The organism is Sphingobium sp. SCG-1 (assembly GCF_002953135.1).
Taxonomy (GTDB): Bacteria; Pseudomonadota; Alphaproteobacteria; order Sphingomonadales; family Sphingomonadaceae; genus Sphingobium.
The window spans coordinates 4,051,728-4,076,822 of record NZ_CP026372.1 but is presented as its reverse complement, the minus strand read 5'-3'; the positions used below and the strand labels follow the sequence as shown (position 1 = coordinate 4,076,822).

Here is a 25,095-nt window from a genome sequence, read left to right as displayed (position 1 = left end):
CAGGCAAGTGGGTTCGTAAGCCTGTAACTCAGTCTATCCATCAACCGGCGCAAACTAGACGCGGAAGCCGCTTGACCACAGCTCTGTTGCAATGCAGCAATGCGCCATGGCCAGCGCTCCTCCAATCACACAAAATCCCGACATCCGATTTCTGGGGCGCCTGCTTGGCGACGTCATTCGGGCCTATGGCGGAGAGAATCTCTATCGCCAGACGGAATACATACGTTCAGCATCCGTAGACCGTGCACGCGGTGTTGCCGGGGCTGATCTTGTCGATACGGGCCTGGATGCGCTGAATCTGGACGACACGCTCGCGTTCGTACGCGGGTTCATGCTGTTCTCGATGCTGGCCAATCTTGCCGAAGACCGCCAGGGCATTGCAGTCGAACCGGGGGCCGACATGGCCTCAGCCATAGCTGCACTGGAGGGGCATGGCGTATCGAAGGATGCCATATTGGCCCTCCTGGACAAAGCGTTGATCGTTCCTGTGCTTACCGCACATCCGACGGAGGTGCGCCGCAAGAGCATGATCGATCACAAGAACCGCATTGCGGATCTGATGCTGCTGATGGACAGCGGCAAAAGCGAAACGGACAATGGCGAAGTTATCGAGGAAGCGATCGCCCGGCAGATCGCGCTCCTGTGGCAGACACGTCCGTTGCGTCGTGAGCGGCTGTACGTGCAGGACGAGATCGAGAACGTTCTCGCCTATTTTCGGGACACATTCCTGCCCGTTTTGCCGGCGCTGTACGCGCGATGGGAGCGCGTGCTGGGCGCGCGTCCGCAGAGTTTCCTGCGCGTCGGAAGCTGGATCGGCGGCGATCGTGACGGCAACCCTTATGTGCAAGCGGATCAGCTAAGGTTCGCCTTGTCCCGCGCCTGTGAAGCAGCGCTCTCCTACTATCTTGACGAGCTTCATTCACTGGGCGCGGAACTGTCGCTCTCAACCGAACTGGCGCATGTCCCCGACGCCGTGCTGGAACTGGCGGAGCGGAGCGGCGATCCTTCGGCCAGCCGTCGTGACGAACCCTATAGACGGGCGATCACCGGCGTCTATGCACGGCTTTGCGCGACGCATGAGGCATTAACAGGCAAAGCGCCTTCTCGTCCCTCGACCTTGTCGGCTGATCCTTATGACGATCCGGCGGCATTGCGGCGCGATCTGGTGGTAATCGCGCAAGGACTTGCCAGCGATGCCGAGGGTGTGCTTGCAACGGGCGGCGCGCTCGGCCGTCTGATCCGGGCAGTGGAGACGTTCGGCTTCCATTTGGCAACGCTCGACATGCGTCAGAATAGCGACGTGCATGAACGTGTCGTCGCCGAACTGCTGAAGCAAGCGGGCGTCGAGGCGGACTATGCGGCGCTCGATGAGTTTGCGCGGATTGCGCTGCTTCGGCGGGAGTTGGCGAGCAATCGCCCGCTGGGTTCGCGATTTGCGGCCTACAGCGAGGAAACAGCGTCTGAACTGGCCATCGTCCACGCCGCTGCCGAAGCGCTCAAGACCTATGGCCCGCAGTGCATCACGCACTATATCATCAGCAAGGCCGAAAGTGTGTCTGACTTGCTGGAGGTCAACATCGTCCTCAAGGAAGCGGGGCTTTGGCAGGCGGGCGTGGATGGCGCACCTCCGCAGGCCACGATCATGGCCGTGCCGCTGTTCGAAACCATCGCCGACCTTGAGTCCGCGCCGTCTATCATGACCGCCTATTTCGGCTTGCCGGAAATCGGCGGCATCGTGACGCGGCGGGGTCATCAGGAAGTGATGATCGGCTATTCCGACAGCAATAAGGATGGCGGCTACCTGACATCGACCTGGAGCCTGCATGAGGCGTCCAAGGCATTGCAGCCGGTGTTCGCGCAGGCAGGCGCGGCGATGCAGTTGTTCCATGGGCGCGGCGGGGCGGTAGGGCGCGGCGGCGGCTCAGCCTTCGCGGCGATCCGAGCGCAGCCGCCCGGCACCGTTCAGGGGCGTATCCGCGTCACGGAACAGGGCGAGATCATTGCTGCCAAATTCGGTACGCGCGATGTGGCGGCGGTCAATCTGGAAGCGATGACCAGCGCGACGCTGCTTGCCAGTCTTGAGCCGGAGGCGCTGTCGGAACGCGATGCGGCACGTTTCACGGCGGCGATGGATACGCTTTCACACGGCTCGTTCACGGCGTACCGCGACCTTGTGTACGGCACGGAGGGGTTCAAGGAATTCTTCCGTGAACTGACGCCTATCCAGGAAATATCCGGCCTCAAGATCGGGTCGCGTCCCGCCAGCCGTACCAAGAGCACGCGGATCGAGGACTTGCGCGCGATTCCGTGGGTGTTCAGTTGGGCACAGGCGCGGGTGATGCTGCCCGGCTGGTACGGCGTCGGTCACGCGCTGCACGCCTTTGAGGACAAGGCGCTGCTGGCCGACATGGCGCAGGCCTGGCCGTTCTTCCGGTCGGCCATGGCCAATCTGGAGATGGTGCTTGCGAAATCCGATCTTGGTATTGCTCGGCGCTATCTGCCCCTTGTGCAGGATCAGGCGGCGGCTGATGTCATCTTCGGGCGGATTGCCGACGGGTGGGGCAAGACGCATGACGAATTGCTCGCGCTGACGGGCCAATCGCGGCTGCTGGAGTACAATCCCGCGCTCGAGACGTCCATTCGCTTGCGCTTGCCCTATATCGAACCGTTGAATTTGCTGCAGATCGAATTGCTCAAGCGCCATCGTGCTGGGGAGGATGACGCGCGGATCAAGGAAGGCATCGAACTGTCGATCAACGCCATTGCGACGGCGTTGCGCAACAGCGGATAGCCGTTTCCGTTCACAACCAATTCAACCGTGGCGCGTTACCCTTTCAGCATGTTCTGAAAAGGAGAAAGCCGATGGCTTCCCGCTCGCCCCGTTTGATCTTCGTTGGTCTCCTGTCCGCGCTCAGCCTTGGCGGCTGTGCCTATGATGATGGTTATGGTTATGGCGGCGTATCCGTCGGCACTGGCTATGCAGGCGACTATTATCCCGGCGGCTATTACAATCCCGGATACTACGGCGGCTGGTATAACGACTACTACTATCCCGGCACTGGCTATTATGTGTTCGATCGTGGTGGTCGCCGCCATCGTTGGGATGATCGCCAGCGGTCTTATTGGGAAGTGCGACGTCAGCAATATCGCGCACGCGATCAGGCCCGCCGCCCTGATTTCGATCGGGGGCGGAATGACTGGCGCAGGCGCGATGGTGACAACGGCCGCACCTACGGCCGCCGCGATGGGCAAGCTGATCGCAGTTTTGAGGGTCGTCGCGCGTGGCGGCAAAATGGGCAGGCCCAAGTCGAAGGCCAGGCTGCCGTCCGCCCCCGCCCCGAGCGCCCTTCCTTTCGCGACAATAATCGCGTTGATCGCGGCGTCACTCGTGCTGAGCGTCCCACCTTCACGCCGCGTCAGGATCGAGGGCGGGGCGGTTTTCGCGGTCGGCAGCGTCCGCAATAATGAGATCGCCTGAAGCTTGGGCAGCGTTATTGTTGCTGGGAGCCGCTTCGGGCTGTGCGCCTGACCAGCGCAACGTGCTGGAGAATGTCGCGGAGGGTGCTAACACGTCCAACATGGAGCAGACCGTGAAGGCGCAGGCACTTTCGGTCATGGAGCCGTTGAACCCGCCCGCACCAGGTACGCCGGGCGGGCTGCCGGTGCCGACCGAGCCGCAGTCTGAAGGAAAGATCGATCCCGACAGCGCACAAGGCGCCGCCCAGATCGTTCAGGGCTATTATGCACTGCTGGAGTCGAAGCGCTTTGATGAAGCGCAAGATCTATGGCGTGATGGCACGCCTCATGGCGACGAGGATGCCAAGGCCTTTGCAAGGCACTTCGCTGGCTTCAGCGAGATACATGCGAATATCGGTGCGCCCCTTGATCCACAAGGCGCGGCTGGATCGGAATATGTGACGGTGCCCGTGCAAATTTACGCGCGGGTGAAGGCCACGGGTAAGCCGTACTACGCATTACGTTCCGTCGTGCTGCGCCGCGTGAATGATGTGCCGGGATCGACCGCCGAGCAGCGCCGCTGGCACATACAGGAAATAGGGGCTTGGTCCATTCCGGTCCAAGCCCCTGCATCAATTGGCTCCAACGTATCGTCGCAGCCGAATAACGTCAGGCGACCGTCGCCTTGACGATTTTGCCGGGCGTGCGCGGCGGCTCGCCCTTGGGAAGGGCGTCGACATGCTCCATGCCTTCGGTCACTTCGCCCCATACGGTGTATTGGCCGTCAAGGAAGCCGGCATCGTCGAAGCAAATGAAGAACTGGCTGTTGGCGCTGTTCGGATTTGACGAGCGCGCCATCGAGCAGACGCCACGGACGTGCGGTTCGCGGTTGAACTCCGCCTTGATGTCGGGAAGCTTCGATCCGCCCATTCCAGTTCCCGTAGGGTCGCCGCCCTGCGCCATGAAGCCAGGAATGACGCGGTGGAACACCACGCCATCATAGAAGCCTTCCTTGGCAAGCGTCGTGATCCGCTCAACATGGCCAGGCGCGAGATCAGGGCGCAGCTTGATGACGACATCGCCGGTGTCGAGAGTGAGTGTCAAGGTTTCGTCGGCCATCATGCATCCTTTTCGTGCCGTTTGAATTGCCGCTCATATAAGGGTTTGTCGCGCCGATGAAAGTCCGGTGACGACAGACGCCACGATCCTTGCATTTATATTGTGCATCAGCGAAAGACGGCCGATGACCGAAGGTGGCGACAGTGAAGGAGGCGGCGATGAGCGAGCAAGACGCGATCGATCCCCTCGAAGCGGAACTGCCGGAAGCCGCAGAATCGCTGCATGATGAAGGCGATCGGCTAAAGCCGAGCTTCGTCAGGGCGGTTCTTGATGCGGTTGAAGACGAAGACACCGACAAAGCACGCGAACTGGTTTCGCCGCTCCATCCTGCGGACATTGCCGACCTTCTGGAACTCACGCCGTCCGAACGCCGGGCCGATGTGGCGGCTGCGCTGGGTGATCTCGTCGGGGCCGAGGTTCTCTCCGAACTCAACGACTATGTCCGCGATGATCTAATCGACGTCTTGCGGCCTGAGCAGGTCGCTGAATTCGCGCGCGAACTCGACACCGACGATGCCGTTGCGATCATCGAGGACATGGAGCAGGCGGACCAGCAGGCGGTGCTGGAGGCCATGGACCCCGAAGACCGCGCTGCGATAGAAAGCGCGCTGTCCTACCCCGAAGAGTCCGCCGGCCGCCTGATGCAGCGCGACCTGATGGCCGTTCCCGAGCATATGACAGTCGGTCAGGTTATCGATTACCTGCGCGATCATGGCGACATTACCAGCGACTTCTGGGAAATCTTCGTCGTCGATCCAGCGCACAAGCCGATCGGCACTTGCCAGCTAAGCTGGATACTGACCTGCCCGCGCGATATTCCGATGGCCGACCTCATGAAGCGCGAGCAGACGTTGATCCCCGTCGATATGGATCAGGAAGAAGTTGCTCTCCGTTTCCAGAAATATGCGCTGATTTCCGCTGCCGTCGTGGACCATGGCGGGCGGCTGGTCGGCATGATTACCGTCGATGACATCCTGCATATCGTTCAGGAAGAGGCTGGCGAGGATATCCTGCGGCTGTCGGGCGCGGGTGAGGGCGACATCAACCAGCCGGTGCTGCTGACCGTCAGGACGCGGTTGGTGTGGCTCGTCGTGAACCTTGGAACAGCGATGATTGCCGCATCCGTGGTAGGATTGTTTGAGGGGACGATTGCGCGGTTTGCCCTGCTGGCCGCTTTGATGGGCATAGTGTCCGGCATGGGCGGCAATGCCGGTACGCAGACACTCGCAGTCGTGGTGCGCGCGTTGGCTACCAATCAGCTTACCAGCTCCAATACGCTCCGCATGATCGCACGCGAGTTTCGTATCGCTGCCACCAATGGGCTTGTGCTGGGTACGTTAATCGGGATCGGATCTTACCTGCTCTATGGACGTGCGGATCTTTCCTTCGTCTTTGGCCTTGCGATCCTGACGACGAATCTTGTCGCGGGTCTGGCGGGCGTGTTGATCCCGATTACGCTTGAGCGCAACAACGTCGATCCTGCCGTTTCGTCTGCGGTGTTCGTGACCATGGCCACAGATTGCACTGGCTTCTTCGCGTTCCTTGGACTCGCTACCGCTTTCAACCTGCACTAGCATTCCTCGCTATGCCCCTGCACATGACCAAGATCGCCTTCATGAGCGAGAGCCCTGAAACATTGCGGGCTTGGCTGGAATCGCACGAAGAGCGGGGCGAGGCACGCCTGACGACGCGCTACTTGCCCAAGCGCGTCGGAGAAATGGCGGGGGGATCGCTCTACTGGATTCATAGTCACATCATTGTGGGCCGCAGCCCGATCCTGGGGTTTGAACCGACGCCAGAGGGCCGCCATTGGATCAGGCTGGAGCCACGGCTGATCGCTGTGGAGGCGCGCCCGAAGCGCGCGCATCAGGGCTGGCGGTATCTGGAGGAGAAGGACGCGCCATTGGACCTGGGGAATGGCACTGCCGGCGCGGAGGCGATGCCGGCCGCGCTGCTGGGGGAACTGGCCCGGTTGGGGCTGGTTTAGGCCGCCTCTAGCCTTTCGCGAACATTGCGGAGGTCTTCAACAAAACGCTCCCGTTCTTCCGCTGCCTTTGCCGCATCGGGAATACGCAGAAGGTAGCTTGGATGCACCGTCACCCAGCCTTCACCGCCATTTTCCAATATGATCGGCGCGCCCCTCGTCTTGCCGATCGTCACGGTCTTGCCGATCATCGCGCGCGCGGCGGTCGCGCCTAAAGCAAGTGTGATCCGGGGGCGGATGATCTCCGTCTCCTGCTGAAGCCACCAGCGGCAGGCTTGTATCTCCGCGGTTTGCGGTGTCTGATGGATGCGCCGTTTGCCGCGTAGCTCGTGCTTGAAATGCTTGACCGCGTTGGTGAGGTACACCCGCGCCCGATCTATACCGGCCTGCTCCAGCGCCGCGTCGAACACCTTTCCCGCAGGGCCGACGAATGGCCGTCCTGCCAGATCCTCCTGATCGCCGGGTTGCTCGCCTATAATCATCAACCGTGCGCCAATTGGCCCTTCACCAAACACGGTCTGCGTTCCGAGCAGATGCAAGTGGCAACGTGTACAGCCCATTGCGTCCGCACGAAGCGCTTCCCATGCGCCTTGGGCATTATCTCCTGGAGTTGCGGCGCGCGTCGGGGGAGGTGCCGATGGCTTCGGACTGGCCGCAATCATATTCGCTTCACGAGCCTGCGCGCCAGCGATCAAATTTGGGATCATGGAAGCCTCCGGCAAGTTACGCCAGTATTTCTTCGGCATTTCGGAGAGCATCGCCCCCACCTTCAACCGCGCGGGGTTGAAGATCGCCGCGTAATAGCCTTTCCAGATGTCCTCTACGGGGTCTTCCGAGGGCGCGTCGCCCCGCTCAGCGCCGGGACTTTCCTGCAGGCGCTCACCGTCCCAATGGATGCTGAGTTCAGGCGTAAGTATCGACCAGTGCATATTGGCGAAGCGCCGCACGAAGAAGCCTGCGTTGCGGCGGACGATATGATGTTCAGGCTCGAACCAGGCGACATAACGTTTTTCTGTCTTTCCCGTGTCCTCCACCTCGCGGAAGCGAACAAAGGCCCGCATCTTGTGGATATCCCGGCGTACCGCCTTGGCCAGCATTTCAACTCGTCGCAGCAGCGGATCGGCGCGATCCTGCATATCGGAGGGCTGCGATCGTACCCGAAGCAGCACCGCATAAAGCAGCGAAAATCGCTCGGGGTCGCTATGCAGTATGGCAGATTGGGCAAGATCGATAAACGGCTTGGGTACGCCGAAGCCCGCCAGCGGATTAGCGGCAGGTACGGGCTGATCCCCGAACAGGTCGCTTCCTCCGGACCCAACGCTCCAGACGATATCCGATGCCGGAATCTGTGAGACTGCGAGCGCCCGTGCGGCATCGCGCCAACCTTCGAAATCATCGTCGGCGGACAGGCTGACGCGATACATCGCAGCTCTTCTATTCGTCTGCCGCCTGCGCGCGTTCCAGTTCGGCGGGCTTCCGCTCGGCAAATCGGTCGGCCAACGCCTTTTCTTCGCTGGAGGACAGTTCCTCGGCTGCGTCAGGGAACATCTCTTCCTCTTCCTCATCAATGTGGTGGAGGTAGCGCTTCTTCATCTTCTCAAACGTTGCTTCCCACTGATCCGAACCAGCTTCAAGTTCGTTCAATTCGTCGAGATAATCGTCGATTTCCTTGTGTTCCGACACGCTATGCTGCGCATCTTCGCGCAGATCGGGACGCGACAACATAGTTGCATACAGCGTTTCTTCTTCGGCGGCGGCATGCGCCGTCACTTCGATCCTGAATTGATCGAACAGCTTGGCACAGCGCTCGTTCTCGCCCTTCGCATCGGTAAGCTTGTCTAGCAACAGGCGATGCTGATCGTGGTCCTGCTTTAGCGCATCAAAGATATCGGCACCGGCCATGGTCGGGTTCTCCTGATTAAGTGCAGGAAGAACCATCGATCATGGCAAAAGGTTCAGGAGAAAAGGAGGCGACCCGCTACGGCGACCGGTATCCACAAAAAGGGTGCGACCAGCGATGCGCTCCAGAGCGGTAATAGATCAGCCTGAAACTGAGCCTTCAATCGGTCTGCTCCGATGTTCTGCCTACCAAGATATGACCAACGCCGTTCCAGCCCCCTTGCCGCGATCGAGAAACCGCCGATGGCCAGAAAGATCCCAAAATGCATCAGGAGCGAGCCGCCCGTCTTAGCCACCACGGCAATTTGCAGAACGGCGAATAACACCAGCGCCGCCGCGACATGGCTGCTCATTTTCCTGGCGTAATCCACCATCCTATCGTTTTCGACAGATTTAGTCGGAAACATGGATGCCACCGCAAAGCCCCTTGCCGGTTACCGTTCCACCCAAGGTTTCATGCGCGCGCTTGCAAATCAATTAAAAATTGCAGCAGAGCGCTGATTTGTTACTCTCTCACGCTGCAAACAGATCAAGCTGCCTTGGTTTGGGAGCTATCAAGCGGCGCAGCTCGGCGCGATCCGACAATACCACCGGACGCCAGTCGGAGGTAATCAAAAATGGTCGAATTTTGACGATCGATGCCGTCAGTCGTGCAACATCGTCTAACCGCAACGTTCGAAAGCGGCGCGTTCTCAAAATCGCGTTGACGGCTTTTACACCTAAACCCGGAACCCGCAGCAGCATTTCGCGCGGCGCCCGGTTCACGTCGACCGGAAATTGCGCTCGGTTCTTCAGTGCCCATGCAAGTTTCGGATCGATGTCGAGCGGCAGGTTGCCCGTCTCTGCATCGGCGGCATTCGCCACTTCCTGTGCGGAGTAACCGTAAAAACGCATCAGCCAGTCGGACTGATACAGCCGATGCTCGCGGATGAGTGGAGGACGCTGGAGCGGCAACACGGCGCTTGCCGAAGGAATGGGCGAGAAGGCACTATAGTAGACGCGTCTCAAACCAAAACGCCCGTATAAATTGCTTGCGCGCGTGATGATCGCTTGGTCGTTGGCATCATCCGCACCAACGATCATCTGCGTCGATTGCCCTGCCGGCGCAAATTTGGGAGCGCTTCGATACTTTTTTCGGGCATCCTTATTGTCTGCCATCTCCGCCTGCATCGAACCCATCGCACCTTCAATCCGATCGCTGTCTTTCTCCGGCGCAAGGCGTGTCAGTCCCGCCCGAGTCGGAAGCTCGACATTGATGGATATCCGGTCGGCATGAAGGCCGGCCTCCCGGATCAGTTCAGGATCGGCATCCGGTATCGTCTTCAAATGGATATAGCCGCGGAAATGATGATCCTCCCGCAGGCTGCGCGCAACCGCGACGACCCGCTCCATTGTGTAATCCGGCGATTTGATGATGCCGGACGACAGGAACAGACCTTCGATATAATTGCGCCGATAGAAGGAGAGGGTAAGATCAACCACTTCCTCCACCGTAAAGCGCGCGCGGCGCACGTTGCTGCTCTTGCGGTTGATGCAATAATGGCAGTCAAAGACGCAGCTATTCGTCAGCAGGATCTTCAGCAGCGAAATACAGCGTCCATCGGGCGCGTAGGCATGGCAAATCCCCATGCCTTCCGTGGATCCTATTCCGCCTTTAGGTCCACTGATGCTGTTGCGCTTGGACGTGCCTGAAGACGCGCAAGACGCATCATATTTGGCCGCGTCAGCGAGTATTTCCAACTTTTGTCGCGTATCCAGCCATGCCATTCGTTCTTTATATGTTCTTTATACCCGGCTGTCGAGAGTTTTAGCCCTGGTCCTCGTAAGCCACCTGTAAAATACCCCAGTGTCGGCCGCCGATGTAAATGGACGCAATGACTTGCTTCAACAGCATGACGCCGCCGCCGGTGATTGGACGCCGATAGGCTTTGATGCAGAATGGAGCGGTCGTAAGCACTTGCTCGCGCGTGTCAGCCTGGAAAAATTTTTGTCCCGCGCGTGCATGCTCTGAATTCCACACTTCATCGTTCGCCCGCTGCGGCAAAGAGCGTTCCGGCATCGCCACACCGCCCCAGGCGTTGCGATCGGTGCAGGTCATACCGAAAAAGCCTGGAAGACTGCGCGCTTTTTCCTGGAAAGGTCGAGCGGCGGCGGTGATCCATGGCTGAATGGGATGGGAGAAAAGCTGCGGCTCGCCCGGTCCCACTAACGTGTAATGCTCGGTAAACGCGTCTGACAGGGAGAGGCGACCCTCTGCAATGTCCTGCTCGATCGCTGCGCCTATGGTTTCAGCGGCATTCAGTCCGAACCGGATATAAGGCGCGTCCGGAATATCTACGCCGCTTTCCGCCAGATACTGAAGCAGGATATTGGTGTCGTCGCTGACACTGCTCAGTCGTGCCGACAGCCTTTGGAGGCCGTCTGCATTGTCCGACGAGGTGGCGGCCAGTGCATCCAGTCCCGTATGGATTTCCCGTACCGAATCCACCATTGACCCAATACGCGTTGCGACCGAAACGCTGTTCTCGGAGAGTCCCCGCATCAGGGCGCTCAGGCGTGTGACCAAAGCTTCGATGTCCCGCGTGCCTTTGTGCGCAGACTTCGCGGTTTCGACACCTTGGCCTATGCGGCTGAGCATACCGTCGGCTTCGCTCGTCAGAGCACGGATCGAAACTTCGATTGTTTGCGTGGCCGCTGCGGTTTCTTGCGCAAGTTTCTTCACCTCGCTGGCGACGACGGCAAAGCCGCGGCCCGCATCGCCCGCTCTGGCCGCTTCAATAGTGGCGTTAAGAGCCAGCAGGTTAGTCTGGCTCGCAATGCCGCTAATGACGCCAGTGACATGGGCGACGGTGGACAGCGCTTCGTTGAACCCGCCCAAACTGTCGTGAATACGGCTGACCTGCTCGATCATGTCAACGACGTTCGCCGTGGCATCGACAAGTTGCTTGTTTGAATCATCGATCACGGTGCCAGCCGCCTTCGCCTGCCGCTGCGCATCATTGGCTGCGCTGGAGACATCCGCTCCGCCCCGTGCGAGTTGGACGGCTTCCGCCCCTAACGACTCAATAGTGCGGGCTTGATCGGTAACTCGTTCGGCAAGCTCCGCGATGTCTGCCTGCAGGTCGAGAGTGCGGATTCCGAGGTCACCGGAAAGTTTGGCAGCCTTCTTGATCGTTTGGTGAATGTCGCTCGCGAGTACAGCATGTTGCATGTCGAACTGCGTACGCTAATACAGTTAAAAATCGCTTATGTAACGTACCATGCGGCAAGCGCATCGTACGCACCGGAGGGCTCTTGCCCTAGCCGGTCATACGCCTTCGAGCAGCTTTTCCTTCGCGATTTTCTCCCGCCATACCAGCGGGGCGAGATGGTGGACGGATTGGCCTTGGCTATCCACTGCGACCGTCACGGGCATGTCCTGCACTTCGAACTCGTAGATCGCTTCCATGCCGAGATCGGCGAAGCCCACGACTTTTGAACCCTTGATGGCCTTGGCCACCAGATAAGCCGCGCCGCCAACTGCCATGAGATAGGCGCTCTTATGATCGCGGATGGCTTCGATCGCCATCGGCCCGCGCTCGGCTTTGCCGACCATGGAAAGCAGACCCTGTTCCAGCATCATGCGCGTGAACTTATCCATGCGGGTAGCGGTGGTGGGACCGGCGGGGCCGACGACTTCCTCGCCCACCGGATCTACGGGGCCGACATAATAGATGACGCGGTCCTTGAACTCGACCGGTAGCGGTTCACCCGCGTCGAGCATGTCCTTGATCCGCTTGTGTGCGGCGTCGCGGCCGGTCAGCATTTTGCCATTCAGCAGTAGGCGGTCGCCATGCTTCCAGCTTTGCACGACTTCCGGCGTCAGATTGTCGAGATCGACGCGGATCGCGGCCTTGTCCGGCGTCCAGTTGACGTCGGGCCATTCGCTGAGCTTTGGCTGTTCGAGATAAGCAGGGCCGCTGCCGTCCAGCGTGAAGTGTGCGTGGCGGGTGGCCGCGCAATTGGGGATCATCGCAACCGGCTTGCCCGCAGCATGGCAGGGCGCGTCCATGATTTTGACATCGAGGATGGTGGAGAGGCCGCCCAGTCCCTGCGCGCCGATGCCCAGCGCATTCACCTTGTCGAAGATCTCGATGCGCATGGCTTCGATATCGTTCTGCGGCCCGCGCTTCTTCAATTGCCCCATGTCGATGGGGTCCATCAGCGCCTTCTTGGCGAGCAACACGCAATGCTCCGCCGTGCCGCCGATGCCGATGCCGAGCATTCCGGGCGGGCACCAGCCCGCGCCCATTTGCGGGATCATCTCCAGCACCCAATCGACGATGGAATCGCTGGGGTTCATCATCTTGAACTTGGACTTGTTCTCGCTGCCGCCGCCCTTTGCCGCGACGTCTATGCTGACCTTCGATCCCGGTACCATCTCGACATGTAGGACGGAGGGCGTGTTGTCCTTGGTATTGCGGCGCGTGAAGGCGGGATCGGCAAGCACGGAAGCGCGCAGCTTGTTCTCCGGGTGGAGATAGGCGCGGCGCACGCCTTCATCGACGATTTCCTGCAATGATTTGCTGGTGTCGTCGAGGCGGCAGTCCATGCCCCATTTGACGAATATGTTGATGATGCCGGTGTCCTGACAGATCGGGCGATGGCCTTCGGCGCACATGCGGCTGTTGGTCAGGATCTGGGCAATGGCGTCCTTGGCCGCCGGGGATTGTTCCGCCTCATAGGCTTCGCCCAGCGCCCGGATATAATCCATCGGGTGATAGTAGCTGATGAACTGGAGCGCGTCGGCGACGCTTTCGATCAGATCGGCTTGGGTGATGGTGACGGTCATGCCCGGAAGTCCCCGCTACGCTTGCACATTTGCGGTTCGCTATAGAGGCTTTGCATCGACTGTCTAGACGAACAGCAGCCGGTCCGTGTCGCCAACGCTTTGCAGGAAAGCGACGGTGCCACTGATGGCAATGCGTGGATCGAGCGATCGGGCGTCGATGGCGGTGAGGGTGAGTCCGCTCTGGCATGCGGTCAGCTTTACACCCAGCGCCAGTGCTTCCGTCATCAATGCCGTGAGAGTGGGCATTCCCGCTGCGGTATGCGCGGCATCGCGCGGGGCAGGGGTGCTGGACACAAGTGCGGCAGCATCCATCTGAAGGAAGATATCGGCATCTCCGCCCAGCGCCACATGCGCCGCCGCCGCAGCGAGCGCTCCGCGCAGGCGCTCAGGGTCGGCAGTCAGCAGAACGATCTTCAGCCTTCGCATACGGCTCTGGCGCAGGCCGGGCAGGCGGGGTCTTTCGGCATCACGAGTGTGCGAAAACGAAGCGAGAGCAGATCGGCGATCAGAAGTTTCCCTGCGCTATCCTCCCCAAACGGCACGAGCGTGCGGATCGCTTCCAATGCGGCAAGACTGCCCATCATGCCCGTCAGCGCACCTATCACGCCTTGCTCGGCGCAATTGGTGTCGGGCCGCGCCGGGTCTTCCCCCACAAGGCACTGATAGCAGGGCTTGTCGGCTTCCCAGCCGCGATAGACGGCAAGCTGGCCCTCGAATTGCCCCACGGCGGCAGAGACCAGCGGGATATGCAGGCGGTGTGCGGCGTCGGCGACGGCCAGGCGCGTTTCGAAACTGTCGCTGCCGTCGATGATGACATCCGCGTCACGGAGCAGGATACCGGCGTTGTTTGTGTCCAGACGCTGAAGGATCGGGATGACATGCATGTCCGGATTAAGCCGGGCGACAGCGGTGCGGGCGGTTTCCGCTTTCGACGCGCCGATATCGTCGGTGCCGTACAGCACTTGCCTCTGGAGGTTGGACAGCGCCACCGTGTCGTCGTCGATCACCCGAAGCGTGCCGACACCGGCCGCTGCGAGATATTGGATCGCGGGACTGCCGATGCCACCTGCGCCGACCAGCACCACATGCGCCGAGAGCAGCCGTGCCTGACCCGCGCCGCCGATTTCCTTCAGCACGATATGCCGGGCATATCGCTCAAGCTGCGCGTCGGCTAGCATGGCCGCAGGCTCACCGGCTGAGCACGCCCGTCGAGCCGAACCCTCCGGCGCCGCGCACCGTTTCGTCTAGGTCGACGACTTCTGTGAACCGCGCCTGTTGGACGGGCGCCACGACGAGTTGCGCCACACGATCGCCCCTGCGGATCGGGAACGGCGTGTCGCCATGATTAATCATGATGACCTTCACTTCGCCGCGATAGTCGCTGTCGATCGTGCCGGGCGTATTGGGCACTGTGACGCCGTGCTTGAGCGCCAAGCCGGAGCGCGGGCGGACCTGCACTTCATAACCATCAGGAATTGCGATCGCGAAGCCGGTTGCGACCGCGTGCCGCGCGCCAGGCGCAAGATCGAGTTCCTCCGCCGCAACAATGTCCATGCCCGCAGCCCCCTCCGTCGCATAGGCAGGCAGCGGCAAGTCCGCGCCGTGCGACAGGCGCTTCAAGGCAATATCAATCGGCGGCAAGGACATGGACGGCTTTCTCGATCAGACGGTTGGCGACGGCATCCTTGGGCAGGCGATCCCAGCTTTCGGTGCCCTGCGCGGTGACGATCTGCACACTGTTCGCGTCGCCGCCCATCACGTCGCCCGAAACGTCGTTGGCGACGATCCAGTCAGCCCCCTTGCGCGCCAGTTTCGTGGCTGCATGTTCGCCGACATTCTCGGTTTCCGCCGCAAAGCCGATCAGCAACTTCGGCCGCTGCGCATGTTTGCCCAAAGTCGCCAATATGTCCGGATTTTCGATAAGCGACAGCGAGGCAGGAGCCGCGCCATTCTTCTTGATCTTCTGCGCGGCTTCGTCGGCTGTTCTCCAGTCGGCAACGGCGGCGACCATGAACGCGATATCGGCAGGCAGAGCGCTCTCGACCGCTGCCGCCATCTCGCGCGCGGTCTCCACATCGACCCGCGTCACGCCGCGCGGGGTCGGCAGGGATACCGGGCCACTCACCAGCGTCACGCGCGCGCCGGCATCAGCGGCGGCGCGGGCAATGGCGAAGCCCTGCTTACCCGATGACCGATTGGCGATGTAGCGGACGGGGTCGATCGGCTCATGCGTCGGACCGGCGGTGACGAGGACGTGCTTGCCCTGCAACGCGCCGCCTGTGGGCAAGCTGTCGATCGCGAGCGGTGATGCCAGCATCTGCCGTATTTCCGCCGCGACCATTTCCGGTTCGGGCAATCGCCCCTTGCCCCATTCGCCGCAGGCCATGCCGCCACTGTCCGGCTCCATCACATGGATGCCGTCGGCGCGCAGTTGCGCAATATTCCGCTGAGTCGCGACATGATGCCACATCCGCACATTCATCGCAGGGACCGCCAGCACGGGCTTGTCGGTGGCGAGCAGGATCGTGGTCGCCAGATCGCCGGCAATGCCCGCCGCCATCTTTGCCATCATGTTCGCCGTCGCGGGGCAGATCACGATCAGGTCCGCCTCACGGCTCAACTGAATATGCCCGATCTCGCTCTCTTCCTTAAGGTCGAACATATTGCCATAGACATGATCCTCGGTGAGAACCCCGAGCGACAACGGCGTCACGAATTCCTTTGCGCTTTCCGTCATCACGGCGCGCACCGCAACGTCTTCCCGCCGCAACAGCCGCACCAGTTCCAGCGACTTGTACGCGGCAATGCCGCCGCTGACGATCAGGAGGATGCGCTTGCCGCTCATGCCACCGTCATTAGCAGGGCAGCGCCTGCCGCTCCAGCCACCGCGGCAACCACTGCCACTAGGGCATATTTCCACCCCGAGCCGACGCCGATCAGCTTGACGACCGGGAGCGGCGGCGGGGGTGGCGCTGCCCCGCGCGGGGGGTAGCGTTCCTCGATCCGGCGGACGAGATCGGGCAGGCGCTGCAACGTGCGCCAGTTCTCGATCAGCGTGTCGGCGGCCTTGGCTTCAGGGCCAAGTTCCGACCGCAGCCATTCCTTCACATAGGGGCCGCTTGTCTCCCACATATTGATATCGGGATCGAGAGTGGTCGCGACGCCCTCCACCATCACCATCGTCTTTTGCAGGAGCAGCAGATGCGGCTGTGTCTGCATGTCGAAGTCGCGGGTGATCGCGAACAGCCCGTCGAGCATCCCGCCGACCGAGAGTTCCCGCGCAGGCTTGCCGCGCATCGGCTCGCCCACCGCTCTTAGCGCCGTCGCAAATTCGGCAACGTCGTGATGCGCGGGCACATATTGCGCCTCAAAATGAATTTCCGCGACCCGTCGGTAATTGCCGGTGATGAGGCCGTAGAGAATTTCCGCCAGCCACGTCCGTGCGCGGCGGTCGATCCGGCCCATGATGCCGAAGTCGATGGCGACGATATCGCCATTTCTCCGCACGAACAAATTGCCCTGATGCATGTCGGCGTGGAAGAAGCCTTCGGCAATCGCCTGCCGCAGGAAGGCATTCACCAGTCGCGCCGCCAGTATCTTCGGGTCGTGCCCCGCCGCGACGATGGCGTCGCGTTGCGCGATCTTGATGCCGTCGATCCATTCCATCGTCAGGACACGCCCGGACGTGCGATCCCAGTCGATCTGCGGAATGGTGTAACCCGGCTCGGCCTGCATCGCCTCGGCCAGTTCGGACGAGGATGCTGCTTCACGCCGCAAGTCCAGTTCGCGCGCGGTCCAGCGTTTGAAGTTCGCGATGATCAGGCGAGGCCGCAGGCGCGCGACTTCGCCGCCAATCTGCTCCAGATGCGCGGCGGCCCATTCATAGGTCTGGATATCGCGATTGAGCTGATCGATGACGCCGGGACGCAGCACCTTCACCGCTACGTCACGGCCCTCGATCGTAGTAGCGCGATGGACCTGTGCGATGGAGGCCGCGCCCACAGGGGCTTCATCGAACTGGCTGTAAAGCGCCTCCAGCGGACGGCCGAAGCTCTGCTCGATCTGTCGGCGGATCTGCGCGAAGGGGACGGGGGGCAGGGCGTCCTGCAGGCGCAGCAAGTCCCGCGCCGCTTCCTCTCCGACAAGATCGGGTCGCGTCGCCAGCGTTTGCCCCAGCTTGATCGCTGCGGGGCCGATGGCCTGGAATGCGTCGGCATAGCGCGGCTGTTTCGGCACGCGGGCACCAAGCCGCGCCACGCGCGCCAGCCTGCGGACGGCGGCAGGCGTCAGCGGATCGCGCTCAATGCCGCGGAGGGCACCATGGCGCGCAAGCGTCCGCCCCCATTTGAGGAGACGCCAGAGGTGCGTAACGTGCGACGTCACCGGGCGATTACGCCTTCCAGCCGCTGTGGATGGCGACGAGTCCGCCCAGGATCGGCTCCACCTTCGTCTGGGTAAAGCCTGCCGCGCGGATCATGTCCTCGAACCTGGCCATATCGGGAAAGCGGCGGATCGACTCGATCAGGTAGCGATAGCTTTCCTCATCATTGGCCAGCAGCTTGCCGAGCTTGGGCACTACATGATGCGAATAGGCGTCGTACACATCGGCAAAGCCCGGCCAAAGGGTGGTTGAGAATTCGAGACAGAAAAAGCGTCCGCCGAACTTCAGCACGCGATGCGCTTCGGCCAAGGCCTTGTCGATATGCGTGACGTTCCGGATGCCAAAAGCGATCGTGTAGGCGTCGAACTGCCGGTCCGGAAAGTCGAGCGTCTCGGCATTTTGTCCGGACCACGAGAGGCCGGTCAGGCCTTTCTTCGCGGCGCGCTCCATGCCGACGCCCAGCATTTCCGGGTTGATGTCGGACACGGTGACATGCGCGCCTTTAGCATGCATCCGAAAGGCGATGTCGCCGGTGCCGCCCGCCATGTCGAGGATCGCTTCGCCAGGCTGCGGTTTGACGCGCTTGACGAACTGGTCCTTCCACAGGCGATGCGCGCCAGCGGACATCGCGTCGTTCATCAGGTCGTATTTGCCCGCGACATTGGAAAAGACGCCCTTGACCATGCCGGTCTTCTGCGTCGCATCGACATCGCGATAGCCAAAGGAAACTGTGTCGTTCATGGCGCTGCTCTAACCAGAGTTTGGCGCGGGTTCCAGCAGAAGCTGGTAACTGCGCCGTTGCCCTCTACATTGGTGTTTCATGCCCGAATTACCAGAAGTCGAAACCACGGTCGCGGGCCTTGCCCAGGTGCTGGATGGCGAGCGCCTGACGCTGGTGGAGCCGCGCCGCGCCGACCTGCGATGGCCTATCCCCGTGGACCTGCGCCAACGGCTTACGGGCGCTACGGTCACGGCGCTATGGCGGCGCGCAAAATATGGACTGATCGGCACGGATCGCGGCGACACGTTGATCTTTCACCTCGGCATGTCCGGTCGCTGGCGAGTCGATCCCGACAGCATCGGCACGCACGATCATTTGGTTCTGGAAACGGCAAACGGGCGGAGGCTGGCGCTCAATGATCCGCGCCGATTCGGATCGCTCGATCTCGTCCGCACCGATGCGTGGGAAGCGCATGAGCCGTTCACGCGGATGGGGCCGGAGCCGCTGGGGCCGGAATTCACGGTTGCTTATCTGCGCGGCGCCTTGGCGGGCCGTACCAGCCCGATCAAAGCGGCGCTGCTAGACCAGCGGATCGTGGCAGGCCTTGGCAATATCTATGTGTGCGAGGCGCTCAACATCGCGCGAATCGCGCCGGGATCGTTGAGTGGTCAGATCAGTGCACCCCGCCTCGGCAGACTGGTCGAGGCGATTCGCGCGGTGTTGATCTCGGCGATCGCGGCGGGCGGCTCCACCCTGCGCGATTATGCCCGGCCCAGTGGCGAACTTGGCTATTTTTCCAAGCAATGGCGGGTATACGGGCGCGAAGGCGAGCCTTGCTTATGCGGGGGCACCGTTGCGCGGCGCGTGGATGGTGGGCGCTCTACTTTCTTTTGCCCGAAATGTCAGCGATAATGCGTCCGAGCATGTTGACGCATTCGGCGTTCCGCGGTAAGGCGCGCTCCTTCACGGGCCGGCGGGCCGAATCCGCATGGCCCTTTTCTTTATGAATTTTCGGTTCGAGGACAGGCATGGCAAATACGCCACAGGCAAAGAAGCGCATTCGCCGCAACGCGGCTCGGGCATTGGTCAACGGTAACCGCGTCGGTCGCATCCGTACGCTGGTGAAGAAGGTCGAAGCCGCTCTGGCCGCTGGCGACAAGGATGCCGCTGCGACTGCGCTGCAGACCGTTCAGCCTGAGCTGGCACGTGGCGTTGCCCGTGGCGTGCTGCACAAGAACACAGCTTCGCGCAAGTTCAGCCGTCTGACGAAGCGCGTTTCCGCGCTCGGCTAAAAACATCTGCCTCGCGCAGTGGAAGGCCCGCCTGGCATCGCCCGGCGGGCTTTTGTTTGTGCGCGACTGATTTGCGGCAGCGGAGATTACATTCTTCAAAGGTGTCACGAGATCGTCATCTGGCTGTAACCAAGGACTTACCACGATTCGTGCAACTCAGCCGACGATAACACGGAAGAAAATCACTATAATTCAGTGGCTTATTTTTTATTTGGGCAATTGCCGCGGCTTTGCTGAGTCAACGTCTTTATTTCAGTTTTTTGAACCGCGGTGGACTTGATCGACTCTCTCAGCGCTGTCTAAGTCCTACTCGTGAGTTCCGGAACGAATCGGTTCCGTAATTATTGCAATGCGACAAAAAGAGTAAGCGGATCAGGTCGGGGGCGACTTTTCCGCACGGATATTTGCGCATTGCCGCTTGCAGGCTTTGGCTCGAAGGGGTGGGATGACAAGACAGGCGGAATGGGAAACGGGCCTTGTGAAAGGTCACGCAGCAGCCGACGACTCCGGCCGTGCCGGCGTCTCCAACGATGCTGCGCATCTGGAGCCTTATTGGGCGCAGTTACGTACCGGCCTCCGGAGCGATATTGGTGCCCGCATGTTCGACCAGTGGCTCAAGCCTGCCCGTCTCGGCGCTTACTGCCCAATGACCGAGACTCTCGATATCCTCGTCGCGTCCGAGTTCTCCGCCAACTTCGTGTCCGCGCAATTTGGTGATCGCCTGCGTCTGGCATGGCGCAGCATCCCGGCCGGGGTTCGCGATATCCGGATCGTCCGTGCACCCGATGCCGGTGCCTTGCGCGTGCTTGCCGTGCCCGCGGACGCCACGCCCACCCAGCCTGCGCCGGCCACAGCATCGGGCTTCCAGCCCCGCCATGACTTCGACAGTTTCGTGACGGGCGAGAGCAACCAGCTCGCCTTTTCCGCAGCGCAGGCAATGGCCGCGCTCGAACAGCCGCGCTTTACACCGTTGTTTATCCATGGCGGAACAGGGCAGGGCAAGACACATCTGCTCCATGCCATAGCGGGCGCATATCTGGCCCACACGCCGGGTGGTACTGTCGTCTATATGTCCGCCGAGCGGTTCATGATGGAATTCGTGAACGCCATGCGCGCGAACGAGACGATGGCCTTCAAGGCACGGCTGCGCGCCGCCCGTCTGCTCCTGATCGACGATATCCAGTTCATCGCGGGCAAGGGCGCGACGCAGGAGGAGTTCCTCCACACCATCAACGAACTGGTCGAGAATGGCGCTCGTATCGTCATCAGCGCCGACCGCGCGCCCCAGCAACTCGATGCCGTCGATCCCCGCATCCTCTCGCGTCTAGCGGGCGGGCTGGTGGCGGACATTCAGCCTGCCAACATCGATCTGCGCCTGGCCATTTTGGAAGCCAAGCGGCTGGTGGCGGGCGATCCGCCGGTTCCCGACGCCGTGATCGATTTCCTGGCGCGATCGGTACGCAGCAACATCCGCGAACTGGAAGGCGCGTTCAACAAGCTGGTCGCTTATGGCCAACTCACCGGCCGTACGATCGACATGGAATTCGTACAGGCGATGCTCGCCGACACGGTGCGCGCCAATGCGCGCCGCATCACCGTGGATGAGATTCAAAAAGCTTGTGCCGCCCATTACCGGATCGATCCGTCGGAAATGCGGTCCAAGCGTCGCGCGCGGGCTATTGCGCGGCCTCGGCAGGTCGCGATGTATATCGCCAAGAAAATGACGCCGCGCTCCCTGCCGGAAATCGGCCGCATCTTCGGTGGGCGCGATCATTCGACGGTGATCCACGCTGTCCGCACAATTGAGGCCTTGCGCGAATCAAATCCTGACATTGACGCGGATGTGCGCGCATTGCTTCGGCAATTGGAAGGCTGAGCAAGGCAGCTTGCCTAACCACCGCATCGTCAAAAGAAAGCCCGACGGTGCCTTTCGGACCGCCGGGCCATATGAAGGTGCGCTTGGGAGCCAACACCTAAGGGTATAACGCGTTACTTCGGTTCAGGTGCCACAGTGATCTTAACATTTTCACCATTGCGCCCCGGAAAATCGGTGAACATGGCTTCAACGAGGTTGGGCACCAGATAAGTCAGCTTGTTACTGAGCGATTGCGCGGAGGCGGTGCCTTCAAACAGGCGCTTGCCCGATCCGGCCTGCTCGATCTTGAGTTCCAACTGGCTGGTGTAAACCGTGTAGCTGCTCACATCATTATAGCCGGGGCCGAACAGGAACGGATCGTAAAAGCCGTAGCCGAAGCGACGCGGGCCATAGAAGCCGGCGTAACCGCCACGGCCCCAGCCGCCCCAGCCACCACCCCAACCGCCGCCCCAGCCACCGCCGAACCCGGTGCTCTGGACCTTCTCCCGACCGTTATCCACGTCATAGCGCATCCGGACGATAAGGTTGGCGTTCGCTGGATCGGCAGCAGGCACGAAGCCAAGCTGTGCCATGCGGCTGGTAACAAGGCCGGCATATTGCGAGAACTCCAACCCGCCAGCGAGACGGGGATCGTCCGCGACGACCGCAAAGCTCTGACCCTGAGGCGCAGGCAATTGCTGGAAACGCGCGACATTGGCGTTGAAATTATTGGTACAGCCTGACAGCGCCACCAGCGCCAGTACCGGGGCTGCTAGTAGACCGACTTTGCGTAACTTGGACATGGGATGCATCCTGATTCTGGCCGCTAAAGGCGCTATACGGCCTATATTGGCTTTCCGATAGCAAAGCGCAACTGAACGGCGATTGAACGTAGATCAGAAACGGGTCATCGAAGCATTTGTTCAGGACGACGATGCGATTTTCAGCGCATCAGGCCGAGGGCCTCATAAGCTCCAAGCAAAGTGGGACGCGCTGCAGCAGAGGCCTTTTCAGCCCCCTTCAACAAAATGGCATCCAGCGCCGTATTATCGTTCTTCAGTGCCTCGAAGCGCTGCCGAATGGGCCGCAAGCTTTCCACGAGCACGTTCGCAAGCGCAGGCTTGAACGCGCCAAAGCCCTGTCCTGCAAATCGCGCACAGACCGAGTCGCCGCTTTCCCCAGTCAGCGCGGAGAATATACCCACCAGATTGCTGGCTTCCGGGCGGCCCACCAGATCGGCCATGGTTTCGGGCAACGGATCGGGATCGGTCTTCGCCTTGCGGACTTTGCTGGCGATGGTGTCGTCATCGTCGGTCAGGTTGATCCGGCTCATGTCGGACGGATCGGACTTCGACATTTTGGACGTGCCGTCGCGGAGCGACATGATACGCGCCGTTTCCTTGGGGATGATCGGATCGGGCAGGGTGAACAGGTCGACGCCAAAGTCGGTGTTGAACTTGACGGCTATATCGCGCGTCAGCTCCAGATGCTGCTTCTGGTCCTCACCCACCGGCACATGCGTCGCCTGATAGAGCAGCACGTCTGCCGCTTGCAGCACCGGATAGACGAACAGGCCCACCGAAGCGCCTTCGCGATTCTTGCCCGCCTTGTCCTTGAACTGCGTCATGCGATTGAGCCAGCCGATGCGGGCAGTGCCGTTCAGCAACCAGGCAAGCTCGGCATGGGCGGGCACGCGGGCCTGATTGAACAGCACGCTCCGGTCCGGGTCGATCCCGGCGGCAATCAGCGCGGCGGCCATCTCACGCACGTTCTTCAGCCGCTGTGTGCGCTCTTCATGGACCGTGATCGAATGCATGTCGGCGAGGAAGAAGAAGCACTGGCTGTCCGCATCCATTTCGTCCTGCATCTTCACCCAGTTACGGATCGCGCCGAGATAATTGCCAAGGTGCAAATTGCCGGTGGGCTGGATGCCGGAAAGAACGCGCATGTCGTGTGTCTCAATTCGTCTTGGGCGCGCGCCTGAAAAGCGCTCGCAATTCGGAAAGCGCATAGGTGCGGAGGACCAGCGCCGCCACCCCATAGACCAGCCCCCCAATCCCGCACAACAGGATGAGGGCAATGACTCGCTCCGTCACGCCGCGCGCCATATGGACGTCGAGGAACGGGTTCAGGAACCACAACGCCAACCCCATCAGTGTACTGGCGGCGAATATGCGGACGGCCTTGTCCTTGAAGCGCGCATCCATCCGCAACTGGTCGCGGCGGTGAAGTAGCCAATAGAGCACAATTACGTTCACCCATGCCGCGATCGCCGTTGAGACCGCGACCCCGACATGGCCCAACGGCCAGATCAGCACGAGATTGCCGATAAGGTTGAACAGCATCGAGAACACGGCAACCCGGACCGGCGTCTTGGTGTCCTGCCGCGCATAGAAGCCCGGCGTCAGCACCTTGATGAGTACATAGGCGGGCACTCCGACGGCGAAGGCGGCAAGGGCGCTTGCCGTGCCGATCGTGTCGGCAGCGGTAAACGCGCCATGTTGGAGCAGCCCCCGGATCAGCGGCACGGCTGAAACGCACAGCGCGACGGCTGCGGGTAAGGCGAGGAAAAGCGAAAGCTCCAATGCCCGGTTCTGGGTGTGCGATGCGGCTGCCTCGTTCCCCAATCCGATCTGGCGCGAGAGGGCAGGGAGGATGGCCGTGCCCACCCCTATGCCGATCAAGCCCAGCGGCAACTGGTTCAGCCGGTCGGCATAATAGAGGAAACTGACGGCACCCTGCGGCAGGAACCGCGCGGCGAGCGAAGTCGAGATCAGCAAGTTGAACTGGAGTGCCCCTGCGCCCAATGCCGCCGGGCCAATCAACTTCAGCATCCGTTTCACTTGCGGCGACAGCTTCGGTGCACTGAGTTTCAGCACTACGCCTGCTCGCCTGCACGACCACATCAGCCACAGCAACTGCGCCAGGCCCGAGAGGGTGACCGCAACTGCCTGCGTATAGGCCGTCTCTATCGGTGTTGCGCCACGAAAGAACAGCACCGCGCCGATCATGCACACGTTCAGCAGCACCGGCGCGGCGGCATTGACCCAAAAGCGGTCAAGCGAATTAAGGATGCCGCCGAGCAGCGAAACAAGGCTTATCAGCGCCAGATAGGGAAAGGTGATCCGCGTCAAGTTGACGGCAAGGTCGAATTTCTCCGGCCCACCATCGGGGAAGCCGCCGGTCATCGCCCACACGACAGGCGCGGCGGTGATCATCATCAGCAGTGTGAAGCCGACCACGATGGGGAACAGTACGGACAATATCTGCCCGGCAAAGGCTACTGCGGCGGCCTTGCCCGAACCCGGCTCAAGCTTGTCGCCCTCCGCCATCGTGCGATTGAACATCGGCACGAAGACGGCGGCGAACGCGCCCTCAGCAAAAAGCGCGCGGAACAGGTTGGGGAGCCGCCACGCGATCAGAAACGCGTCGGAGGCCAGCCCCGCACCCAGATAGCGTGCCACCAGCATGTCCCGGATCATGCCGAGGATGCGGCTGACCAAGGTCAGCCCGCCGATCGTGCCGGTGGCTCTTAAAAGGCCCATGGCCCTGCTTTA

24 protein-coding genes are annotated in these 25,095 nt (G+C 61.2%); 8 read left to right on the top strand and 16 right to left on the bottom strand.

Features of this window, described 5'->3' with window-relative positions; translation table 11 throughout:
* The first annotated feature begins 106 nt into the window (after positions 1 to 106).
* From ppc to C1T17_RS18790, 3 genes are all read left to right on the top strand, one after another.
* Complete coding sequence (gene ppc / locus C1T17_RS18800) at positions 107 to 2,791, top strand: phosphoenolpyruvate carboxylase (protein ID WP_223262700.1); 2,685 nt, start codon at positions 107 to 109, stop codon at positions 2,789 to 2,791.
* 71 nt (positions 2,792 to 2,862) lie between these two features.
* Entirely contained in the window at positions 2,863 to 3,465 is a 603-nt protein-coding gene (locus C1T17_RS21830; RefSeq protein ID WP_223262699.1) for a hypothetical protein, read from the top strand.
* Positions 3,465 to 4,145 (top strand): nuclear transport factor 2 family protein, encoded by a 681-nt coding sequence (locus C1T17_RS18790; protein ID WP_104954746.1) that lies wholly within the window; start codon positions 3,465 to 3,467, stop codon positions 4,143 to 4,145. The genes C1T17_RS21830 and C1T17_RS18790 overlap by 1 nt, the downstream gene beginning before the upstream one ends.
* On the opposite strand, the gene C1T17_RS18785 is transcribed toward C1T17_RS18790, so the two are convergent.
* Complete coding sequence (locus C1T17_RS18785; protein ID WP_104955357.1) at positions 4,126 to 4,575, bottom strand: peptidylprolyl isomerase; 450 nt, start codon at positions 4,573 to 4,575, stop codon at positions 4,126 to 4,128. The genes C1T17_RS18790 and C1T17_RS18785 overlap by 20 nt on opposite strands.
* A 158-nt stretch (positions 4,576 to 4,733) precedes the next feature.
* On the opposite strand from C1T17_RS18785, the gene mgtE reads away from it, so the two are divergent.
* Both mgtE and C1T17_RS18775 read left to right on the top strand, forming a co-directional pair.
* Complete coding sequence (gene mgtE / locus C1T17_RS18780; protein WP_104955356.1) at positions 4,734 to 6,149, top strand: magnesium transporter; 1,416 nt, start codon at positions 4,734 to 4,736, stop codon at positions 6,147 to 6,149.
* Between the two features lie 11 nt (positions 6,150 to 6,160).
* Positions 6,161 to 6,562, top strand: coding sequence for a DUF1489 family protein (locus tag C1T17_RS18775; protein WP_104954745.1), 402 nt, complete (start codon positions 6,161 to 6,163; stop codon positions 6,560 to 6,562).
* Here C1T17_RS18775 and C1T17_RS18770 read toward each other — a convergent pair.
* The 12 genes from C1T17_RS18770 to C1T17_RS18715 form a co-directional block, all read right to left on the bottom strand.
* Positions 6,559 to 7,983, bottom strand: a complete 1,425-nt coding sequence (locus C1T17_RS18770) for a UdgX family uracil-DNA binding protein (protein ID WP_104954744.1) — start codon at positions 7,981 to 7,983, stop codon at positions 6,559 to 6,561. The two genes, C1T17_RS18775 and C1T17_RS18770, sit on opposite strands and share 4 nt — an antisense overlap.
* 10 nt (positions 7,984 to 7,993) lie before the next feature.
* Positions 7,994 to 8,461, bottom strand: a complete 468-nt coding sequence (locus C1T17_RS18765; RefSeq protein WP_104954743.1) for a hemerythrin domain-containing protein — start codon at positions 8,459 to 8,461, stop codon at positions 7,994 to 7,996.
* A 53-nt stretch (positions 8,462 to 8,514) separates the two neighbouring features.
* Positions 8,515 to 8,865 (bottom strand): hypothetical protein, encoded by a 351-nt coding sequence (locus C1T17_RS18760; RefSeq protein ID WP_104954742.1) that lies wholly within the window; start codon positions 8,863 to 8,865, stop codon positions 8,515 to 8,517.
* A gap of 106 nt (positions 8,866 to 8,971) precedes the next feature.
* Positions 8,972 to 10,225, bottom strand: coding sequence for a putative DNA modification/repair radical SAM protein (locus C1T17_RS18755; protein WP_104954741.1), 1,254 nt, complete (start codon positions 10,223 to 10,225; stop codon positions 8,972 to 8,974).
* A 40-nt stretch (positions 10,226 to 10,265) separates the two neighbouring features.
* On the bottom strand, positions 10,266 to 11,669 hold the full coding sequence (locus C1T17_RS18750) for a methyl-accepting chemotaxis protein (protein WP_104954740.1): 1,404 nt from the start codon (positions 11,667 to 11,669) through the stop codon (positions 10,266 to 10,268).
* 96 nt (positions 11,670 to 11,765) lie between these two features.
* Positions 11,766 to 13,289 carry a fumarate hydratase gene (locus C1T17_RS18745; protein WP_104954739.1) on the bottom strand — a complete coding sequence of 508 codons (1,524 nt, stop codon included), beginning with the start codon at positions 13,287 to 13,289 and terminating at the stop codon, positions 11,766 to 11,768.
* A 63-nt stretch (positions 13,290 to 13,352) separates the two neighbouring features.
* A complete protein-coding gene (locus C1T17_RS18740) occupies positions 13,353 to 13,715 on the bottom strand; it encodes a DsrE family protein (protein WP_104954738.1) in 363 nt (120 codons plus the stop codon).
* On the bottom strand, positions 13,703 to 14,467 hold the full coding sequence (locus tag C1T17_RS18735; protein WP_104954737.1) for a HesA/MoeB/ThiF family protein: 765 nt from the start codon (positions 14,465 to 14,467) through the stop codon (positions 13,703 to 13,705). Before C1T17_RS18735 ends, C1T17_RS18740 begins: the two co-directional genes overlap by 13 nt.
* 10 nt (positions 14,468 to 14,477) lie before the next feature.
* Positions 14,478 to 14,936, bottom strand: coding sequence for a dUTP diphosphatase (dut, locus tag C1T17_RS18730; protein WP_104954736.1), 459 nt, complete (start codon positions 14,934 to 14,936; stop codon positions 14,478 to 14,480).
* Positions 14,917 to 16,134, bottom strand: a complete 1,218-nt coding sequence (coaBC, locus tag C1T17_RS18725) for a bifunctional phosphopantothenoylcysteine decarboxylase/phosphopantothenate--cysteine ligase CoaBC (protein ID WP_104954735.1) — start codon at positions 16,132 to 16,134, stop codon at positions 14,917 to 14,919. Before coaBC ends, dut begins: the two co-directional genes overlap by 20 nt.
* Positions 16,131 to 17,672, bottom strand: coding sequence for a 2-polyprenylphenol 6-hydroxylase (ubiB, locus tag C1T17_RS18720; RefSeq protein WP_104954734.1), 1,542 nt, complete (start codon positions 17,670 to 17,672; stop codon positions 16,131 to 16,133). Before ubiB ends, coaBC begins: the two co-directional genes overlap by 4 nt.
* A gap of 7 nt (positions 17,673 to 17,679) precedes the next feature.
* Positions 17,680 to 18,411, bottom strand: a complete 732-nt coding sequence (locus tag C1T17_RS18715; protein WP_104954733.1) for a class I SAM-dependent methyltransferase — start codon at positions 18,409 to 18,411, stop codon at positions 17,680 to 17,682.
* A 79-nt stretch (positions 18,412 to 18,490) separates the two neighbouring features.
* On the opposite strand from C1T17_RS18715, the gene mutM reads away from it, so the two are divergent.
* From mutM to dnaA, 3 genes are all read left to right on the top strand, one after another.
* On the top strand, positions 18,491 to 19,303 hold the full coding sequence (gene mutM, locus C1T17_RS18710) for a bifunctional DNA-formamidopyrimidine glycosylase/DNA-(apurinic or apyrimidinic site) lyase (RefSeq protein ID WP_104954732.1): 813 nt from the start codon (positions 18,491 to 18,493) through the stop codon (positions 19,301 to 19,303).
* A 116-nt stretch (positions 19,304 to 19,419) separates the two neighbouring features.
* Positions 19,420 to 19,683, top strand: a complete 264-nt coding sequence (gene rpsT, locus C1T17_RS18705; protein ID WP_104954731.1) for a 30S ribosomal protein S20 — start codon at positions 19,420 to 19,422, stop codon at positions 19,681 to 19,683.
* A 445-nt stretch (positions 19,684 to 20,128) separates the two neighbouring features.
* A complete protein-coding gene (gene dnaA / locus C1T17_RS18700; RefSeq protein ID WP_104954730.1) occupies positions 20,129 to 21,559 on the top strand; it encodes a chromosomal replication initiator protein DnaA in 1,431 nt (476 codons plus the stop codon).
* Positions 21,560 to 21,672: 113 nt separating this feature from the next.
* Here the strand turns inward: dnaA and C1T17_RS18695 are convergent, their stop codons facing one another.
* The 3 genes from C1T17_RS18695 to murJ all read right to left on the bottom strand — a co-directional run bounded on the left by C1T17_RS18695 (position 21,673) and on the right by murJ (position 25,083).
* A complete protein-coding gene (locus C1T17_RS18695; protein ID WP_104955355.1) occupies positions 21,673 to 22,341 on the bottom strand; it encodes a DUF4136 domain-containing protein in 669 nt (222 codons plus the stop codon).
* A 140-nt stretch (positions 22,342 to 22,481) separates the two neighbouring features.
* A complete protein-coding gene (gene trpS / locus C1T17_RS18690) occupies positions 22,482 to 23,486 on the bottom strand; it encodes a tryptophan--tRNA ligase (RefSeq protein WP_104954729.1) in 1,005 nt (334 codons plus the stop codon).
* Positions 23,487 to 23,496: 10 nt separating this feature from the next.
* The gene (gene murJ, locus C1T17_RS18685) at positions 23,497 to 25,083 is read right to left on the bottom strand and encodes a murein biosynthesis integral membrane protein MurJ (RefSeq protein WP_104954728.1); all 1,587 of its coding nucleotides are present in this window, start codon (positions 25,081 to 25,083) and stop codon (positions 23,497 to 23,499) included.
* Between the last annotated feature and the right edge of the window lie 12 nt (positions 25,084 to 25,095).

Excerpts from the sequence above, each read along its gene's own strand:
- ppc (WP_223262700.1), top strand. The coding sequence starts at position 107 with ATGGCCAGCGCTCCTCCAATCACACAAAATCCCGACATCCGATTTCTG.
- C1T17_RS21830 (WP_223262699.1), top strand. The coding sequence starts at position 2,863 with ATGGCTTCCCGCTCGCCCCGTTTGATCTTCGTTGGTCTCCTGTCCGCG.
- C1T17_RS18790 (WP_104954746.1), top strand. The coding sequence starts at position 3,465 with ATGAGATCGCCTGAAGCTTGGGCAGCGTTATTGTTGCTGGGAGCCGCT.
- C1T17_RS18785 (WP_104955357.1), bottom strand. The coding sequence starts at position 4,575 with ATGGCCGACGAAACCTTGACACTCACTCTCGACACCGGCGATGTCGTC.
- mgtE (WP_104955356.1), top strand. The coding sequence starts at position 4,734 with ATGAGCGAGCAAGACGCGATCGATCCCCTCGAAGCGGAACTGCCGGAA.
- C1T17_RS18775 (WP_104954745.1), top strand. The coding sequence starts at position 6,161 with ATGCCCCTGCACATGACCAAGATCGCCTTCATGAGCGAGAGCCCTGAA.
- C1T17_RS18770 (WP_104954744.1), bottom strand. The coding sequence starts at position 7,983 with ATGTATCGCGTCAGCCTGTCCGCCGACGATGATTTCGAAGGTTGGCGC.
- C1T17_RS18765 (WP_104954743.1), bottom strand. The coding sequence starts at position 8,461 with ATGGCCGGTGCCGATATCTTTGATGCGCTAAAGCAGGACCACGATCAG.
- C1T17_RS18760 (WP_104954742.1), bottom strand. The coding sequence starts at position 8,865 with ATGTTTCCGACTAAATCTGTCGAAAACGATAGGATGGTGGATTACGCC.
- C1T17_RS18755 (WP_104954741.1), bottom strand. The coding sequence starts at position 10,225 with ATGGCATGGCTGGATACGCGACAAAAGTTGGAAATACTCGCTGACGCG.
- C1T17_RS18750 (WP_104954740.1), bottom strand. The coding sequence starts at position 11,669 with ATGCAACATGCTGTACTCGCGAGCGACATTCACCAAACGATCAAGAAG.
- C1T17_RS18745 (WP_104954739.1), bottom strand. The coding sequence starts at position 13,289 with ATGACCGTCACCATCACCCAAGCCGATCTGATCGAAAGCGTCGCCGAC.
- C1T17_RS18740 (WP_104954738.1), bottom strand. The coding sequence starts at position 13,715 with ATGCGAAGGCTGAAGATCGTTCTGCTGACTGCCGACCCTGAGCGCCTG.
- C1T17_RS18735 (WP_104954737.1), bottom strand. The coding sequence starts at position 14,467 with ATGCTAGCCGACGCGCAGCTTGAGCGATATGCCCGGCATATCGTGCTG.
- dut (WP_104954736.1), bottom strand. The coding sequence starts at position 14,936 with ATGTCCTTGCCGCCGATTGATATTGCCTTGAAGCGCCTGTCGCACGGC.
- coaBC (WP_104954735.1), bottom strand. The coding sequence starts at position 16,134 with ATGAGCGGCAAGCGCATCCTCCTGATCGTCAGCGGCGGCATTGCCGCG.
- C1T17_RS18715 (WP_104954733.1), bottom strand. The coding sequence starts at position 18,411 with ATGAACGACACAGTTTCCTTTGGCTATCGCGATGTCGATGCGACGCAG.
- mutM (WP_104954732.1), top strand. The coding sequence starts at position 18,491 with ATGCCCGAATTACCAGAAGTCGAAACCACGGTCGCGGGCCTTGCCCAG.
- rpsT (WP_104954731.1), top strand. The coding sequence starts at position 19,420 with ATGGCAAATACGCCACAGGCAAAGAAGCGCATTCGCCGCAACGCGGCT.
- dnaA (WP_104954730.1), top strand. The coding sequence starts at position 20,129 with ATGACAAGACAGGCGGAATGGGAAACGGGCCTTGTGAAAGGTCACGCA.
- C1T17_RS18695 (WP_104955355.1), bottom strand. The coding sequence starts at position 22,341 with ATGTCCAAGTTACGCAAAGTCGGTCTACTAGCAGCCCCGGTACTGGCG.
- trpS (WP_104954729.1), bottom strand. The coding sequence starts at position 23,486 with ATGCGCGTTCTTTCCGGCATCCAGCCCACCGGCAATTTGCACCTTGGC.
- murJ (WP_104954728.1), bottom strand. The coding sequence starts at position 25,083 with ATGGGCCTTTTAAGAGCCACCGGCACGATCGGCGGGCTGACCTTGGTC.